Origin of the sequence: uncultured Xanthomonas sp. (genome assembly GCF_964278005.1) — a bacterium.
Lineage (GTDB): Bacteria > Pseudomonadota > Gammaproteobacteria > Xanthomonadales > Xanthomonadaceae > Xanthomonas_A > Xanthomonas_A sontii.
The window spans coordinates 706727-722048 of the sequence record NZ_CAXYKF010000023.1 but is presented as its reverse complement, the minus strand read 5'-3'; the positions used below and the strand labels follow the sequence as shown (position 1 = coordinate 722048).

At 70.2% G+C, this 15322-nt stretch carries 16 protein-coding genes; 10 read left to right on the top strand and 6 right to left on the bottom strand.

Annotation, left to right across the window (positions count from 1 at the left end):
• Positions 1 to 221: 221 nt before the first annotated feature.
• Entirely contained in the window at positions 222 to 2042 is a 1821-nt protein-coding gene (locus ACHWVH_RS17410) for an autotransporter outer membrane beta-barrel domain-containing protein (RefSeq protein ID WP_267099906.1), read from the bottom strand.
• Positions 2043 to 2214: 172 nt separating this feature from the next.
• On the opposite strand from ACHWVH_RS17410, the gene thiS reads away from it, so the two are divergent.
• From thiS to ACHWVH_RS17390, 4 genes are all read left to right on the top strand, one after another.
• Entirely contained in the window at positions 2215 to 2415 is a 201-nt protein-coding gene (gene thiS, locus ACHWVH_RS17405) for a sulfur carrier protein ThiS (RefSeq protein WP_017914741.1), read from the top strand.
• Between the two features lie 56 nt (positions 2416 to 2471).
• Positions 2472 to 3266 (top strand): thiazole synthase, encoded by a 795-nt coding sequence (locus tag ACHWVH_RS17400; RefSeq protein ID WP_295928072.1) that lies wholly within the window; start codon positions 2472 to 2474, stop codon positions 3264 to 3266.
• 10 nt (positions 3267 to 3276) lie between these two features.
• Positions 3277 to 4062: a tRNA (guanosine(46)-N7)-methyltransferase TrmB gene (gene trmB / locus ACHWVH_RS17395; RefSeq protein ID WP_152243252.1), complete on the top strand. Its 786-nt coding sequence runs from the start codon at positions 3277 to 3279 to the stop codon at positions 4060 to 4062.
• 66 nt (positions 4063 to 4128) lie between these two features.
• Positions 4129 to 5997: an SLC13 family permease gene (locus ACHWVH_RS17390; protein WP_267099908.1), complete on the top strand. Its 1869-nt coding sequence runs from the start codon at positions 4129 to 4131 to the stop codon at positions 5995 to 5997.
• 31 nt (positions 5998 to 6028) lie between these two features.
• On the opposite strand, the gene ACHWVH_RS17385 is transcribed toward ACHWVH_RS17390, so the two are convergent.
• Positions 6029 to 6367, bottom strand: coding sequence for a Rieske (2Fe-2S) protein (locus ACHWVH_RS17385; RefSeq protein WP_267083726.1), 339 nt, complete (start codon positions 6365 to 6367; stop codon positions 6029 to 6031).
• A 202-nt stretch (positions 6368 to 6569) separates the two neighbouring features.
• Here ACHWVH_RS17385 and ACHWVH_RS17380 point away from each other — a divergent pair, with 202 nt between their 5' ends.
• The 5 genes from ACHWVH_RS17380 (at position 6570) to ACHWVH_RS17360 (ending at position 10823) form a co-directional block, all read left to right on the top strand.
• Positions 6570 to 6842, top strand: coding sequence for a hypothetical protein (locus tag ACHWVH_RS17380; RefSeq protein ID WP_010341808.1), 273 nt, complete (start codon positions 6570 to 6572; stop codon positions 6840 to 6842).
• Between the two features lie 118 nt (positions 6843 to 6960).
• Positions 6961 to 7668 carry a fumarylacetoacetate hydrolase family protein gene (locus tag ACHWVH_RS17375; RefSeq protein ID WP_394687630.1) on the top strand — a complete coding sequence of 236 codons (708 nt, stop codon included), beginning with the start codon at positions 6961 to 6963 and terminating at the stop codon, positions 7666 to 7668.
• Between the two features lie 108 nt (positions 7669 to 7776).
• Entirely contained in the window at positions 7777 to 8196 is a 420-nt protein-coding gene (gene mscL / locus ACHWVH_RS17370) for a large-conductance mechanosensitive channel protein MscL (protein WP_017910415.1), read from the top strand.
• Between the two features lie 96 nt (positions 8197 to 8292).
• Positions 8293 to 9708 carry a M28 family peptidase gene (locus tag ACHWVH_RS17365; RefSeq protein ID WP_394687629.1) on the top strand — a complete coding sequence of 472 codons (1416 nt, stop codon included), beginning with the start codon at positions 8293 to 8295 and terminating at the stop codon, positions 9706 to 9708.
• Positions 9709 to 9773: 65 nt separating this feature from the next.
• Positions 9774 to 10823, top strand: a complete 1050-nt coding sequence (locus ACHWVH_RS17360) for a LacI family DNA-binding transcriptional regulator (RefSeq protein WP_394687628.1) — start codon at positions 9774 to 9776, stop codon at positions 10821 to 10823.
• 6 nt (positions 10824 to 10829) lie between these two features.
• On the opposite strand, the gene ACHWVH_RS17355 is transcribed toward ACHWVH_RS17360, so the two are convergent.
• The 3 genes from ACHWVH_RS17355 to ACHWVH_RS17345 form a co-directional block, all read right to left on the bottom strand.
• Positions 10830 to 11903 (bottom strand): cytochrome P450, encoded by a 1074-nt coding sequence (locus ACHWVH_RS17355; RefSeq protein WP_394687627.1) that lies wholly within the window; start codon positions 11901 to 11903, stop codon positions 10830 to 10832.
• A gap of 88 nt (positions 11904 to 11991) precedes the next feature.
• Positions 11992 to 12081, bottom strand: a complete 90-nt coding sequence (locus tag ACHWVH_RS17350; protein ID WP_017911958.1) for a tryptorubin family RiPP precursor — start codon at positions 12079 to 12081, stop codon at positions 11992 to 11994.
• 197 nt (positions 12082 to 12278) lie between these two features.
• Complete coding sequence (locus ACHWVH_RS17345; RefSeq protein WP_267083732.1) at positions 12279 to 13118, bottom strand: RNA methyltransferase; 840 nt, start codon at positions 13116 to 13118, stop codon at positions 12279 to 12281.
• A gap of 486 nt (positions 13119 to 13604) precedes the next feature.
• On the opposite strand from ACHWVH_RS17345, the gene ACHWVH_RS17340 reads away from it, so the two are divergent.
• Positions 13605 to 14666 carry a hypothetical protein gene (locus ACHWVH_RS17340; RefSeq protein WP_394687626.1) on the top strand — a complete coding sequence of 354 codons (1062 nt, stop codon included), beginning with the start codon at positions 13605 to 13607 and terminating at the stop codon, positions 14664 to 14666.
• A 42-nt stretch (positions 14667 to 14708) separates the two neighbouring features.
• Here ACHWVH_RS17340 and ACHWVH_RS17335 read toward each other — a convergent pair whose 3' ends face one another.
• Positions 14709 to 15266 (bottom strand): GNAT family N-acetyltransferase, encoded by a 558-nt coding sequence (locus tag ACHWVH_RS17335; RefSeq protein WP_394687625.1) that lies wholly within the window; start codon positions 15264 to 15266, stop codon positions 14709 to 14711.
• Between the last annotated feature and the right edge of the window lie 56 nt (positions 15267 to 15322).

Below are 15322 nucleotides of genomic sequence, written 5' to 3'. Positions count from 1 at the left end.
AGAAATCGGCGCAGGGCTGCAGCGCACGGACGAAACCGACACGGCCCGGCAGGGGTGTCGGAGAAATGCAGAAGGGCTTCAGTCCCGACGGCTCGAGATCAGAGGCGTCGGGGCTGAAGCCCCTCCCACAACTGGCATCCAATGCCGTTGGTTTACGTCACCCCATCTGCCCCACCCTGCCCGGCACACAGCCGGGCAAGGCAGGCAACGTCGGGCAGTGCTTAGAAGCTGCCGCCGAAGTTCACGAACAGCGAGGTGTCGTGTGCGCGCGACTGGCCGGTGGTGGTGGCGAGGCCGACGTTGCTCTCAAAGCCCCACAGCTTGGTCCGCGCGCCCAGCACCACCGACGCGTAGTTGCGGTCGAAGTTGATGCCCGGCACTGCGTACTCGCCCAGATCGGACATGGTCTGCAGCCACGCGGTGGCTTCCTGGTTCTTCTTGAACTCGTGGTCGTAGGTGGCCTGCAGGTACGGCTTCACCGTGCCGGCATCGATGCTGGCCTTCCAGCCGATGCGGCCGACCATCGACTCGACGTCGCGGTCGCTGTAGCCCAGCGCGCTGGAGTTCGGGTTGCTCTCGGTGTAGCCGTCGAGCTTGACCTTCTGCCAGATCGCCGCGGCCACCGGGCCGTGCTTGAAGCTGCCCTCGCCGAACTCGTAGCCGCCCTGCAGCGCCGCGGTCAGGTTGCTGCCGTCCGGCGAACCCTTGTGCTCGATGGTGGCCGGGCCGAGGTTGACCTTGCGGGTGACGTCGTAGCTCAGCCAGGTGTAGCTGACCTGGGCGTTGACCCAGGCATGCTCGCCGTACCAGCCGGCGAAGCCGCCGAGGGTGCTGTCGTCCTGGGTGTAGTCGCCGCCGCGGTTGCCGAAGTCGGCATCGGTGCGACCGAAGCCGCCGAAGCCGCCGAACACCCACTCGCCACGCGACCAGTCCACGCCGAACAGACCGGCCGGGGCCATGCCGTCGTACAGGTCGCCGTGCTGGTAGCGCTGCATGTCGCCGCGCAGGTTGCCCCACCAGCGCACGCCATCCGCTTCCGGGCGGCCGTCGACGTGCCAGGCGACCTGGTCGGCGCGCGAGCGGCCGACCATCTGCGCCGAGTGCGTCAGGATCTGCTGGGTGCGCGGGCCTTCCAGGATCGACAGCGCGTACTGCGCCAGCAGTTCGTGGGTGCGGCCGGTCGGGTGCACGCCGTCGGCGAACACGTAGGTGTCGGCGGCATCGGCGCTGACGTAGCTGGTCGGGTTGCAGGTCAGCGACTGCGCGGTGATCTGCGGCTGGCAGGCGGTGCCGGTGACGTTGGTGAAGCCGTAGGCGCCCGGGTTGGCCACCACTTCCTGCAGCAGGTGGAAGGTATCGACGGGGATCACCCGCAGCCCGGCGCTCTTGAGGCCGGAGAACAGCGCGGTGTTGTAGGCGGTGGCGAGCGCGGTGCCCTGCGCCATCGCCGCGGCGCCGCCGGCGCGGAAGCGCGGGGTGATGCCGACGTCCGGCAGGTTGTTGACCATGACATAGCGCGCACCGGCGTTCTGCAGGCTGGCGACGATGCCCACTTCGGCGGTCACGGCATTGCCGATGGTGGCCTGCGCCGGCGCACCGCCGGCGATGGCGAACAGGTCGTTGGCACCGCCCCACACCGAATACAGCGCGTTCGGGTCGGCCTTGCCGCCGTTGGCGGCCAGGTAGTTGCTGGCCTGGGTGGCCAGCGACGGCGCCACGCCCAGCGCGCTCGGGTTGGCCACGCCGACACGGGCATTGCCGGCGGCGTAGTCGTCGCCGATCTGGCCGTTGCCGTTGGCGGCGGCGTTGGTGCCGTAGTACTCGGCCACGTACTGCGCCCAGACGAAGTCGGGGTTGGTGGTGAACTGGCCGGTCACCGCACGCACCGAGGCCGGCAGCAGCGGACGGTAGTAGCCCGCGTCGGTCAGGCTGTCGCCGAAGAACACGGTGCGGCTGTAGGTGGACTGCGCGAACGCAGGCGCGGCGGCGAGCACGATCGCGGCGGCGAGCAGCGAACGGAGCGGACGGATGGACGAAGTCATGGAAGCCCTCCCGGGCAGAAATGGAACACGAGAAATGCAGCGAAACGGGGGAGCGGCCGCACCATACGTAGCCGCATGGCCGACATCATTCCACCTCTGCCGGACACGCTCACGTTGCACTGCCGCAAGATTGCGACTCGCACGCCCACGGCGCGCATTGCACAATGATGGCATGAACATCGAATTGAACGGCAGACAATGCACGCTGGCGCCGGCCACCACCGTGGCCGCGCTGCTGCAGGCCGAAGGGCTGGGCCAGCGGCGCGTGGCGGTCGAGGTCAACGGCGAGATCGTGCCGCGCGGCGCGCATGCCGAGCACGAACTGCACGCCGGCGACCGGGTCGAGATCGTGCACGCGCTGGGCGGCGGCTGAATCTCACCGCCGTGCGCGGGCTCGGCAGGGCCGGTGCGATGGGCGATAATCCGCCGATGAACGCTCCCGCCCCCCACGATGCGCTGGTGATCGCCGGCAAACCCTACCGTTCGCGCCTGCTCACCGGCACCGGCAAGTTCGCCGATCTCGAACAGACCCGCCTGGCCACCGAGGCCGCCGCCGCGCAGATCGTCACCGTGGCGATCCGCCGCAGCAACATCGGCCAGAACCCGGGCGAGCCCAACCTGCTCGACGTGCTGCCGCCGGAGCAGTACACCATCCTGCCCAACACCGCCGGCTGCTACACCGCCGAGGACGCGGTGCGCACCTGCCGGCTGGCGCGCGAACTGCTCGACGGCCACAACCTGACCAAGCTGGAAGTGCTGGGCGACCAGCGCACCCTGTTCCCGGACGTGGTGCAGACCCTCAAGGCCGCGGAAATCCTGGTCGCCGACGGCTTCGAGGTGATGGTCTATACCAGCGACGACCCGATCCTGGCCAAGCGCCTGGAAGAGATCGGCTGCGCGGCGGTGATGCCGCTGGCCGCGCCGATCGGCTCCGGCCTGGGCATCCAGAACCGCTACAACCTGCTGGAGATCATCGACAACGCCAAGGTACCGATCATCGTCGACGCCGGCGTCGGCACCGCCTCGGACGCGGCGATCGCGATGGAGCTCGGTTGCGACGGCGTGCTGATGAACACCGCCATCGCCGGCGCGCGCAACCCCGTGCTGATGGCCAGCGCCATGCGCAAGGCGGTGGAGGCCGGCCGCGAGGCGTTCCTGGCCGGGCGCATCCCGCGCAAGCGCTACGCCAGCGCCTCCTCGCCGGTCGACGGACTGATCGGGTGAGGCCGCAGGCATGACCGATCCGTTCTCCAGTGCCGGCGCCAAGACCCCGCCGAAACCCTTCACCGTCGAGGAAGGCCATCGCCAGGTGCGCAGCTTCGTGCTGCGCCAGGGCCGCTTCACTCCCGCCCAGCAGCGCGCGTTCGACGCGCTGTGGCCGCGCTTCGGCCTGGACTACAGCGGCCAGCCGCGCGATCTGGACGCCACTTTCGGCCGCAGCGCGCCCAAGGTGCTGGAGATCGGCTTCGGCAACGGCGCCGCGCTGCGCCATGCCGCGCAGCACGATCCGGGCCGCGACTACATCGGCATCGAGGTGCACGCGCCGGGCGTGGGCCGCCTGCTCAACGCCTTGGCCGAGGACGGCGCCGATCACGTGCGCCTGTACCACCACGATGCGGTGGAGGTGCTGCAGCACGAGATCGCCGACGGCAGCCTGGACGAAGTGCGCATCTACTTCCCCGACCCCTGGCACAAGAAGCGCCACAACAAGCGCCGCCTGCTGCAGCCGGCCTTCGCCGCGCTACTGGTGCGCAAGCTGCGCGCCGGCGGCCGCCTGCACTGCGCCACCGACTGGGCCGACTACGCCGAGCAGATGTGGGACGTGCTCGACGCCACCCCCGGCCTGGTCAACCGCGCCGGCCCGCGCGGCCACGTGCCGCGCCCGGACTGGCGCCCGCAGACCCACTTCGAGACCCGCGGCCAGAATCTGGGGCATGGGGTGTGGGATTTGCTGTACGACCGGGAATCGGGAACGGGGAATGGGGAATCGGAAGAGCCCTCGTCTGCCGCCCCCCGATAGCGACGACCTGCGACGACCGGCCGCTTCTGCCATTCTCCATTCCCGATTCCCCATTCCCGGCCTCGCATGGACACCGCGCTGACGCTGACCACCGATATGAAGCTCGTGCTCGGGCTGGTCGGCTTCACCATGGCGATGTTCGTGTTCGAGCGGATCCGCGCCGACGTGGTGGCGCTGGTGGTGCTGGTGGTGCTCGGGGTGACCGGTCTGATCGCGCCGGAGGAGCTGTTCAGCGGCTTCTCCGGTAACGCGGTGATGAGCATCATCGCCACCACCATCCTCGGCGCCGGGCTGGAGCGCACCGGCGCGCTGAACCGGCTGGCGTCGTGGCTGCTGCGCCGCGCACGCGGGGTGGAGGAGCGGCTGATGCTGCTGACCACCGCCATCGCCGGGCTCAATTCCTCGTTCATGCAGAACCCCTCGGTGATGGCGCTGTACCTGCCGGTGGCCTCGCGCCTGGCCGGGCGCACCGGGCTGACCCTGCAGCGGCTGCTGCTGCCGATCGCCGCGGCCATCGTGATGGGCGGTGCGCTGACCATGGTCGGCAACTCGCCGCTGATCCTGCTCAACGACCTGCTGCAGTCGGCCAACAACAACCTGCCCTCGGGCATGGCCACCATCGAGCCGCTGCGCATGTTCGCGCCGCTGCCGATCGGCGTGGCGCTGCTGGCGGCGTCGCTGATCTACTTCCGCGTGCGCGGCGACAAGGCGCTGGCCGAAGAAGAGCGGCTGATCAACGATGGCGTCACCCCGGCGCGCACCGAGAGCTATTTCGCCCGCACCTACGGCATCGAAGGCGACGTGTTCGAGCTGATCGTCAGCGCCGACAGCCCGCTGGTCGGCATGACCCTGGGCGAGGCCGAGACCGTGCACAACGCGCCGCTGCTGCTCGCCCTGAAGACCGGCAACGACACCCGCCTGGCGCCGCCGGCGGACATGCGCATCTGGGTCGGCAGCGTGCTCGGGGTGATGGGCGCGCGCCAGCAGGTCGCCGATTTCGCGCAGAACCAGTTCCTGCGCCTGTCCTCGCGCCTGCGCAATCTCGGCGATCTGTTCAACCCCAGCCGCGCCGGCATCTCCGAGGCGGTGATCCCGCCGACCTCGCGCTTCATCGGCAAGAGCGCGGCAGAACTGCGCCTGCGCAAGCAGGCCGGGATCAGCCTGCTGGCGATCAACCGCGACAAGCAGGTGATCCGCGAGGACGTGCGCAAGGTGCCGCTGCGCGCCGGCGACATGCTGGTGTTCCACAGCATCTGGCAGGATCTGGCGCAGGCCTCGGAAAGCCGCGACTTCGTGGTGGTCACCGACTACCCCAAGGGCGAGCACCGCCCGCACAAGTTCAAGATCGCAATGACGATCTTCGCCCTGACCATCCTGATCGCGCTGACCTCCAGGCTGCCGGTGGCGCTGACCCTGATGACCGGTGTGGCCGGTATGCTGCTGACCGGCGTGCTGCGCATGGACGAGGCCTACGCGGCGATCAACTGGAAGACCGTGTTCCTGATGGCCGGGCTGATCCCGCTGGGCTGGGCGATGGACAGCAGCGGCGCCGCCGCCTGGGTCGCCGGCCATACCATCGCGCGCTTGCCCGAGGGCATCCCGGTGTGGGCGCTGGAGATCGCGCTGGGCCTGCTGACCACCGCGTTCTCGCTGGTGATCAGCCATGTCGGCGCGACCATCGTGATGGTGCCGATCGCGGTCAACCTGGCGCTGGCGGCCGGCGGCAATCCCACCGCGTTCGCGCTGATCGTGGCGCTGTCGGCGTCCAACAACCTGATGACTGCGTCCAATCCGGTGATCTCGATGATCACCGGCCCGGCCAACTACCAGCCGCGCGAACTGTGGCGCGTCGGCGGCCCGCTGTCGCTGGTCTACACCCTGGTGGTGGTGCTGATGGTCAACCTGATGTCGATGGGCTGGTGGCACGCGCTGTAGCGCGGCTCGTCGCAAGCACCTGCGCTGCGCGCTAAACCAGCACCACCTGCCCGTCGCGCACGTCCACCGGCACCGCATGCAGGCTCTGGCCGCGGCAGGGGCCGGACACGCACTCGCCGCCCTGCAGTTCGAACGCGGCGCCATGCGCGGCGCACACCACGTGGCCCTCGCGGCTCTTCAGGAACTGGCCCGGCGCCCAGTCCAGGCGGCGTCCAGCATGCGGACACACGTTCAACCACGCGCGCACGCGGTCGCCCTCGCGGTACAGCAGCAGCGATTCAGGCTCGCCGCCGATCAGCGTCTCGGCCTCGGCCAGCTCGCCGGAAACGAGGGCGTGCAGCGGCGCCAGCACGGCAGATGATTCGGTCATGGAACGCAGCGCGGGCAGCAAGGGGTGGTCATTCTGGCATGGGTGATCGGCAGACGTGACGCCGCACACCCTTCACCCGGCGAGCACATGCAAGCCCCTGACCGCAAAGTGTTAATTTTTCGCTTAACGAAGTTTTCACTCCGTCACATAAAACAGCGCCGATACTGCGCCCCTTCGGTTCAAACTGAAACAGAGTTCTGCCATGCGCGCTCGCCTCTTCAATTTCGACCAATTCCGGCACCTGTTCGCGCCGCGCAAGCCGCGCCATCCGCTGGTGAAGCTGGCCGTGGGCCTGCTCGGCCTGGCGATCCTGGCCGGGCTGGTGTTCGTCAGCGTGTTCGTGGGCGCGGCGATGATCCTGGGCGGCATCGCCATGAAGCTGCTGAGCCAGCGCGGCAAGCGCCCGGCCACCGCGCGCCGCCATGTGGTCGATGGCGAGTACCGGGTGGTGCGCAAGCCGGCCTTGCCGCTTTAGAGCTGGGAATGGGGAATCGGGATTGGGGAATCGCGAGAGCGACATCCGCTTCCCTGTTGGAATCGGGTTGAACCCGACCCGCTAAACTGCCGCATCCCCTCTCGTTGGATGCATGCTCATGAAAGATCTGTTCGCCGCTGCCGAGGCTCCGCGCGTTCCCGTGCGTGGGCAGGGCCTGTTTCCGGTGCATCGCATCTACTGCGTGGGCCGCAACTTCGCCGACCACGCGCGTGAGATGGGCGCCAGCGCGCCGGCCTCGAAGGCCGAGCGCGGCCAGCCGACCTTCTTCATGAAACCGGCCGATGCGCTGGTGATGGGCGACGAGGCCATCCCCTACCCGTCCGCGACCCAGGACCTGCACCACGAGGTGGAACTGGTGGTGGCATTGGGCCAGGACGCGCCCGCCGGCGTGCTGCCGGTGGACGGCGCCGAGGCCCTGATCCTGGCCTACGGCGTGGGCCTGGACCTGACCCGTCGCGACCTGCAGGCCGCGGCCAAGGCCAAGGGCCTGCCGTGGGACATCGCCAAGGGCTTCGACGCCTCCGCGCCGATCAGCGAGCTGATCCCGGCTGGCGAGGTCGGGGCGCTGGAGGCCTTGAACCTCTCGCTGGAAGTCAACGGCGAGGTGCGCCAGCAGTCGCTGCTGGAGCAGATGATCTGGAACGTGCCGGAGATCCTGCACGAGCTGTCCAAGCTGTTCGCGTTGCGCGCCGGCGATCTGGTGTTCATGGGCACGCCGGCCGGCGTGGCCGCGCTGCGCCCGGGCGATCGCTTCAGCGCGCGCCTGGAGAACGTGGCCGAGCGGCACGGCCGCATCGTCGGCTGAGGACGCGCCTGTCGCGCGACATACGCGCGCCTGTGATTCGACCACCACGGCGACTGCGCTAGGCTAGCGCCGCGGCGACAGGCCCGCACTGACAAGAGAGGAGTCCCGATGAGCATGATCCGCGAATTCAAGGAATTCGCCATGCGCGGCAACGTGCTGGACCTGGCGGTCGGCGTGGTGCTCGGCGCCGCGTTCGGCAAGATCGTCACCGCGCTGGTCGAGAAGATCATCATGCCGCCGATCGGGCTGCTCGTCGGCGGCGTGGATTTTTCGCGCTGGGCATGGACGCTGAAGGCGGCGACGGTGGACGCCGCCGGCAAGCCGGTACCGGCCGTGGTGATCGGCATCGGCGATTTCCTCAACACCATCATCCAGTTCGTGATCGTGGCCTTCGCCATCTTCATGCTGGTCAAGGCGATCAACCGCATCGCCCGCAAGGAACCGCCGGCGCCGAAGGCCCCGACCGAGGAAGTGCTGCTGCTGCGCGAGATCCGCGATTCGCTCAAACACGAGCCGCGCCCGGAGTAAGCGCGACGGCACACGCGGCTTCCGCCATGGAGGCCGCGTCGTGCACGGCGGTGAGGCACTGCTAAGCTCGCGGTTCCTGTGTCCGCGGAGTTTTCCATGCGTCGTCTTGCCGTCGTCATCGCTGCTGTGCTGAGTCTGTCCTCTCCTGCGGTTGCCGCCGAGGCCACGCGCATCCCGGAGGCGGCACTCCGCGACGCGGTGGCCTTGCGCGAGCGGGCACTGGCCGACGACACCGGCTGGAAGGTGGTCGAGTCGCTGACCACCGAGATCGGCCCGCGGATGGCGGGCAGCGAGGCCGACGCACGCGCGGTGGCCTGGGCCACGGCGAAATTCAAGGCGCTGGGCTTCGACAAGGTGTGGACCGAGCCGGTGACGTTCCCGAAATGGGAGCGTCGCAGCGAACACGCGCAGGTGCTCGGCGCGCATGCGCAACCGCTCACTGTCACCGCGCTGGGCGGCAGCCCAGGCGGCACGGTCGAGGCCGAGGTGGTGCGCTTCGCCGACCTGGCCGCGTTGCAGGCGGCGCCGGCCGATGCGCTGCGCGGCAAGATCGCCTTCGTCGATTACCAGATGCTGCGCACCCGCGATGGCAAGGACTACGGCAACGGCGGCGCGGTGCGCAGCAAGGGGCCGTCGGAAGCGATCCGCAAGGGCGCGATCGGTTTCGTGATGCGCTCGGCCGGCACCGATTCGCACCGCGTGCCGCATACCGGCATCACCCGCTTCGACGAAGGACTGACGCCGGTGCCGGCGGCGGCGCTGTCGGTGCCCGACGCCAACCAGCTGGCGCGCCTGCTCGCGCGCGGCACGGTACGCCTGCGCCTGGCGCTGGACTGCGGCTGGGACGGCACCGCCACCTCCTACAACGTGATCGGGCAGATCACCGGGCGCACGCTGCCCAACGAGGTAGTGCTGATCGGCGGGCACCTGGATTCCTGGGACCTGGGCACCGGCGCGATCGACGACGGCGCCGGCGTCGCCATCAGCATGGCCGCCGGGCATCTGATCGGCCAGCTCAAGCAGGCGCCCAAGCGCAGCATCCGCGTGGTCGCCTTCGCCAACGAGGAGCAGGGTCTGTACGGCGGCAAGGCCTACGCGCAGGCGCATGCCAAGGACGTGGCGCGGCACCAGATCGCCGCCGAGAGCGACTTCGGCGCCGGCCGCATCTATGCCTTCAACACCGGCTCCGGCGATGCCGCCGGCTCGCGCGCGGCGACCCGGCAGATCGCCGAGGCGCTGGCGCCGCTCGGCATCGCCTATGCGCCGGACGCCGGCGGCCCCGGCCCGGACGTCGGGCCGCTCGCCGCCAAGGGCGGCGCCTGGGCCTGGCTGGCGCAGGACGGCAGCGATTACTTCGATCTGCATCACACTGCCGACGACACCCTGGACAAGATCGACCCGAAGGCGCTGGCGCAGAACGTCGCCGCGTATGCGGTGTTCGCATATCTGGCGGCGCAGGCCGACGGCGGTTTCGGCAGCCAGGCCAAGACAGTGGAACCGCCCAGGGAGTAAAGTAAACCGGACCTGCGCAGGACGCGCGCAGGGGCTTCCCCTCCGCAGCAGCGCCAGGACCTTTGATGGGCATACGGCAACGTCGCGCGGGCTCAGCGGTGACGTTGCTGGATGTAGCCCGCCATGCGGGCGTGTCGCCGATGACTGCTTCGCGCGTGATCAATCGCCACCCGCGCGTGAGCGCTACCATGCGCGAGCGCGTCGAAGCGTCGATCAAGGCGCTCGGCTACCGCCCCAACCTCGCCGGCCGCTCGCTGCGCACCGCAGGACTGGCGCGCATCGGCGTTCTCTACAGCAATCCCAGCGCGGCCTACCTCAACCAGTTCATGCTCGGCATGCTCGAGCAGAGCAGCCTGGAAGGCTGCCAGGTGCTGGTGGAAAAGAGCGACGACAGCGACAGCCAGCGCGCCGCCACCGAACGCCTGCTCGCGGCCGGTGCCGATGGCCTGATCCTGCCCCCGCCGCTGTGCGATGCGCGGCAGACCATCGCCGAACTGGATGCGCGCGGCATTCCGCTGGTGGCGGTCGCCACGGGCGCACCGATGCCCGGGGTCAGCTCGGTGCGCATCGACGACTACCAGGCGGCGTGCGCGCTCACCCGGCACCTGCTCGACCTGGGCCACCGCGACATCGGCTTCGTCAGCGGCGATCCCGGGCACACGCCCAGCGCGCTGCGCAGCCGCGCGTTCTTCGACACCATGGCCGGGGCCGGGCTGACGGTGGCGCCGGAGCGCGTGGCCGAAGGCCTGTTCACCTACCGCTCCGGCCTGCTCGCGGCCACTGCGTTGCTGCAGGTCACCCCGCGTCCCAGCGCGATCCTGTGCAGCAACGACGACATGGCCGCGGCAGCGCTGGCGATCGCGCATGGACTGCGCCTGCGCGTGCCCGAGGATCTGTCGATCGCCGGTTTCGACGACACGCCGGTGGCCACCACGATCTGGCCGGAGCTGACCACCATCCACCAGCCGGTCGCGGCGATGGGCAGGGCCGCGGTGACGCTGCTGCTCGGCGAAATTCGCCAACGCCGCGACGGACTGCCCAGCCGCGGTACCCATCAGGTGCTGGACTACACCCTGGTCACGCGCGGGTCCACCGCGCCGCCCGCACCGCGCTGAGCGCCGTCACCGCGTGCGGCAGGCAACGCCTCGAGCGCGCGTGTGCCGGATCACGTCGACCTGGGCCACACCGAGCAGCCCGGTCAACGGCACAGTGGCGCGACGCTGCTGCGGGTCCGCGACCAGGTCCTGACCGCGCAGCAGGTCCAGTAGCCGCTCCGCCAGCGGCATGACCATGTGCCGGCCCCAGCAGCGCTCGGAGGCATGGCCGAACGGCAGGTAGCCGGGCAACGCATCGGGATCCACGCCGTCCCAGCGCTCGGGCCGGAACGCCTCCGGCTCCTCCCACAGCGCCGGATCGCGATGGCTGAGCAAGGGCAGCACCAGCACGTCGTCGGCGGCGCCGATACGCGGATCCAGCGCACCGTACTCGGGCGAGGCATTGCGCAGGATGTTCCAGGACGGCGGCAGCAGGCGCAGGGTTTCGTAGAGGATGTTGCGGTTGCAGACGCGCGCGTCGAACGGCGACCCCAGCCACAGCGCGTTGGCGACCAGCGTGGAAATGGTGAAGCACACCGGCGCGGCGGTGCGCCGGTACAGGCCCATCGCATCGCGGCGCGCGCGGTAGCCGTCGGCCGCGGACAGCAGCGTGGCCAACGCCGAGGCCTCCGCGCCCGGCGCCAGCGCTGCGAGCGCGCCGGCGGCGATCACCGCCCAGGTCAGGCGCGGCGTGAGTTCCAGGGTGCGGTCCATCAGCAGGCGCAGCCGCCACGGGTCGCCGCCGAGCAGCAGGTCGCGCAGATAGACATGGCCGATGTGCGGCCATGGGCCGGACAGATCGAGCGTGGGCGGCGGCGGACGCTTCAGCGCCTCGCGCACGTCGCGGCCGATCGCCTGCATCAGTTTCGCCGCTTCGCTGCGCGCGATCGAGCGGCCGTGCAACGGCTTGAAGGTCGGCCGTTCGTGTTCGGTGGCGGGCCGGGCCGCGAGCAGGCGGTCGCTCAGCGCGGCGCCGGCGACACCGACCGTGTCGGCATCCAGGCGGAACGCGTCCTGCCCCACATGCGCGCGCAGCAACGCCTGCAGACGCGGCGCGAAGACCGTGGCGCGCGCATCGCGGTCGACAATGGTGGCGGACATCGCCAGTCTCCTGGAGGAACGACGCCCGGCGCAGTGCATCCGCCGGGCACCGGCCGCACGGCATGCCGCGCGGCATCGCACACGGCGCTCAGTACCAGATGTACCAGGCGTACGACTTCAGCGGCTTCTTCGACGACAGCAGGTGCTTGATGGAGAACAGCAGCTTCATGAGCGACATCTCCGCAGGAGTGACGATGGCCCTTTCGGGCGGGGGACTGCGCGGTTTCGCCGACGCCAGCGCGCGTGGCGCGATCGCATCGGCGAGGCGCGCCTGCACGCTACGCCGCCGGCAGGCCCCTCGCAAACCCGAAACCGGCCGGCGCGCACACTATTGCGTAGCCAAATGCAGCCGCATCTCAGCGCGTGACGCCGTGCTCAGCGCGCCGCACGCCCGTGCGGATGCCGGCTGCGCCAGGTGCCCAGCAACACCGCGGTGGCGGCGGCGACGTTGAGGCTTTCCACCGCGCCGCTGCCGGGGATGGACAGGCGCAGATCGCAGGCCTGCGCGAAGTCGCGGTCCATCCCGTCGCTCTCGGCGCCCATCACGTAGACCAGGCGCTGCGGCAAGGCAGTGGCGAACAGATCGTCGCCGCCGTCCACCAGCGTCGCCGCGAGGGCGAAGCCCGCGCCGCGCAATTGCGTCTGCGCCTGCATCGTGGGCGGCAGCCGCACCAGCGGCACCGCCTCGGCGCCGCCCTCGGCCACGCGCGCGGCGGCACCGGACAGCGCCAGTGCGGCCTGCTCCGGCAACAGGATCGCGCCCACGCCGAAGTGCGCCGCCGAGCGCAGGATCGCGCCGAAATTGTGCGGATTGCCCACGCCATCCAGCCACAGCGCCAGCGCCGGACCCGGCGCCAGCGCCTGCAGCCAGTCGGCCAGGGCCAGCGGCGCGACGCGCAGCACGTCGGCGACCACGCCCTCGTGGTGGCTGCTGGCGGCGAGCTTGTGCAGATCGGCCTCGTCCACCACGCGGTAGCCGACCCGGTTGGCCACGCACCACTTCAGCAGCGGCTGCAATGCCGGGATCCGCGCCTCGCTCAGGTACAGCTTGCGGATCGCCTCCGGCCGCCGCGCGTACACCGCGCGCACCGCGTTGAGGCCGTAGAGGCGCAGTTCGTTGCGGTTGGTCGCCGCCGCACCCTCACCCCCGGCCCCTCTCCCGGGGGGAGAGGGGGGATTCCCACCGCGTGGGCGGTTGCCCCAGGGCGAGGTCATCGGCGCACGCCCGCGGCGCAGGCGCACCGCGCCGACGCGGCACAACGGGAACGAAGGGCATGACGCATGGGACTCTCCTGAAAAACGCACGGGGCGCGCGCCCGGGACGGCGCGCTGTGGGGATTTTCGCTCATCCGCGCCCCACTGGCTGCCCCGGCATGACGCAGCGCGGCCCCGAGACTTGTCTACGTCATGCACCGCAAAGCGCAACCCGCATTCCGGCCGCACCGTGAAGTGGTTCGCTCCCGCCTTCCACCGTGCGGAATTCGCGGCAGCGCATGCGCAAATCCGACAAGCCTGGCGTGCGCATCGGGTCCATTGTCGCCGCTCCTTCCGCCACCATGCAGGCGCCATCGACCCACCATCACCGTGCCATTCGCTTCGCAGACGGGATACCTGCGATGGCCTGCGCCGCCGCATCGCGCAGCGCCTTGCTCCGCGGGCTCCCGAGAACGCACTCCGCATTCTCACGACAAGGCGATTCCCATGCACTCCGACATCCGTCCGTTTTCCTCGTCCGCACGCCGCTGCGTGCACACCGCCCTGCTGCTGATGCTGCCCCTGCTCGGCCTGAGCGCCAGCGCACTGGCCCAGACCGCCGCGCCCGACGCCCGCCTGGCGCGGGTCGGCGCCCTGCCCGCCGCGCACAAGCCCACCAACGTCCCCGACGACTACATCCAGACGCCGTTCGGCTACTTCGCGCCGGCCTGCGTGCGCCAGGTCCATCGCAGCGACCGCGTGCTCGCCGACGGCGCCCTGCAGCATGCCGATGGCGCGCGCGAACAGGCGCAGGCCTGCACCCAGGACAACTTCACCCCCAACGGCACCCGCGTCCACCCCGACGGACGTGGTCTGGACGGCCAGCCGATCCGCGCTGGCGCGGCGCTGCGGGCAGCACGCGCGCACGGCGCGGTGCCGCCGCCGATCACCCACGACTGGGTGCAGTCGGCCATCGACGTGACCGGCAACAAGATGGGGCGCATCGTGGCCAGCTGGACGGTGCCGCAGAACCCGACCAACGTGGCGCAGCAGACGGTGTACTTCTTCCCGGGGATGCAGAGCGACGATCCCACGATCCTGCAACCGGTGCTCGGCTACCGCGGCTACAACGACAGCTGGGACCTGAGCAGCTGGAACTGCTGCCAGGACGGCATGGTGTGGCACAGCGACTTCATCGCGGCCAGGGCCGGCGACCGGATCGTCGGCGACACCTACGCCACCTGCAACAACGGCCTGCCCTGCACGAACTGGAACGTGGACACGCGCAACGTCACCACCGGTCAGAGCGTGCGGCTCAGCACCACCTACGACATCAACTCCCGGACGCACCTGGTGGTGGGCGGCGCGCTGGAAGTCTATGCGGTGGACAGCTGCGACCAATATCCGCCGGACGGGAGCATCACCTTCGATGCGATCGGCGTCTACGACTACCGCATGCAGAAGGTGGCGTCGCCGGCGTGGGTGTCGTACAGCGACAGCTCGGGCCTGGACGTGCAATGCAACTACGCGGTGGACACCACCGCGACCTCGGCCACCATTTCCTACTGAAGCCGTGGCCCGCGCGCGTCGCTCGCACGGGCGACGCGCGACTCAGGCCGCCGCCCGGGTCCGCGCGAACAGGCGCAAATCGCGCGGCTGTCCATCGCGCAACGACAGTTCGCGGCGCGTGCCGATCTCAACGAAGCCGTTCTTCTGCAGCACGCGCGCCGAGCCATGGTTGTCTGGTAGCGTCAACGCCTCGATCCGCTGCAGGCGCAACGCCGGCACCGCCCAGTCCAGGTAGGCAGCGACGATGCGGGTCATCCGGCCCTGGCCCCAGTGCGCGCGGCCGAGCCAGTAGCCGAGCTCGGCCCGCTCCGGCGCCGGCTGCGCCGCTGCATGCAGGCCGATCCCGCCACAGGCCTCGCCGCCGATCTCGATCGCCAGCACCGGGTCGTTCAGGTCGATCACCTGCCCGCCCAGGAAGGCCTCGCCGTCGGCGCGCGTGTAGGGATGCGGAAAGCGCCGGCTGAGCCCGCGCGCCACCTGGGCGTCGTCGGCGTGGCGGACCAGCGCATCCAGGTCCTCGGCACGCCAGCGCCGCAGCACGATGCCCTCCAGATGCAGTTGCAGGCCGCGCCAGGGGTCGACAGCGGCGGTCTCGGACATCGGCGGCTCCTGCGGCAAGGGAAGCGCAGCATAGCTGCCGGCCGCGGCCTGCACGG

Excerpts from the sequence above, each read along its gene's own strand:
- ACHWVH_RS17410 (WP_267099906.1), bottom strand. The coding sequence starts at position 2,042 with ATGACTTCGTCCATCCGTCCGCTCCGTTCGCTGCTCGCCGCCGCGATC.
- thiS (WP_017914741.1), top strand. The coding sequence starts at position 2,215 with ATGAACATCGAATTGAACGGCAGACAATGCACGCTGGCGCCGGCCACC.
- ACHWVH_RS17400 (WP_295928072.1), top strand. The coding sequence starts at position 2,472 with ATGAACGCTCCCGCCCCCCACGATGCGCTGGTGATCGCCGGCAAACCC.
- trmB (WP_152243252.1), top strand. The coding sequence starts at position 3,277 with ATGACCGATCCGTTCTCCAGTGCCGGCGCCAAGACCCCGCCGAAACCC.
- ACHWVH_RS17390 (WP_267099908.1), top strand. The coding sequence starts at position 4,129 with ATGGACACCGCGCTGACGCTGACCACCGATATGAAGCTCGTGCTCGGG.
- ACHWVH_RS17385 (WP_267083726.1), bottom strand. The coding sequence starts at position 6,367 with ATGACCGAATCATCTGCCGTGCTGGCGCCGCTGCACGCCCTCGTTTCC.
- ACHWVH_RS17380 (WP_010341808.1), top strand. The coding sequence starts at position 6,570 with ATGCGCGCTCGCCTCTTCAATTTCGACCAATTCCGGCACCTGTTCGCG.
- ACHWVH_RS17375 (WP_394687630.1), top strand. The coding sequence starts at position 6,961 with ATGAAAGATCTGTTCGCCGCTGCCGAGGCTCCGCGCGTTCCCGTGCGT.
- mscL (WP_017910415.1), top strand. The coding sequence starts at position 7,777 with ATGAGCATGATCCGCGAATTCAAGGAATTCGCCATGCGCGGCAACGTG.
- ACHWVH_RS17365 (WP_394687629.1), top strand. The coding sequence starts at position 8,293 with ATGCGTCGTCTTGCCGTCGTCATCGCTGCTGTGCTGAGTCTGTCCTCT.
- ACHWVH_RS17360 (WP_394687628.1), top strand. The coding sequence starts at position 9,774 with ATGGGCATACGGCAACGTCGCGCGGGCTCAGCGGTGACGTTGCTGGAT.
- ACHWVH_RS17355 (WP_394687627.1), bottom strand. The coding sequence starts at position 11,903 with ATGTCCGCCACCATTGTCGACCGCGATGCGCGCGCCACGGTCTTCGCG.
- ACHWVH_RS17350 (WP_017911958.1), bottom strand. The coding sequence starts at position 12,081 with ATGTCGCTCATGAAGCTGCTGTTCTCCATCAAGCACCTGCTGTCGTCG.
- ACHWVH_RS17345 (WP_267083732.1), bottom strand. The coding sequence starts at position 13,118 with ATGACCTCGCCCTGGGGCAACCGCCCACGCGGTGGGAATCCCCCCTCT.
- ACHWVH_RS17340 (WP_394687626.1), top strand. The coding sequence starts at position 13,605 with ATGCACTCCGACATCCGTCCGTTTTCCTCGTCCGCACGCCGCTGCGTG.
- ACHWVH_RS17335 (WP_394687625.1), bottom strand. The coding sequence starts at position 15,266 with ATGTCCGAGACCGCCGCTGTCGACCCCTGGCGCGGCCTGCAACTGCAT.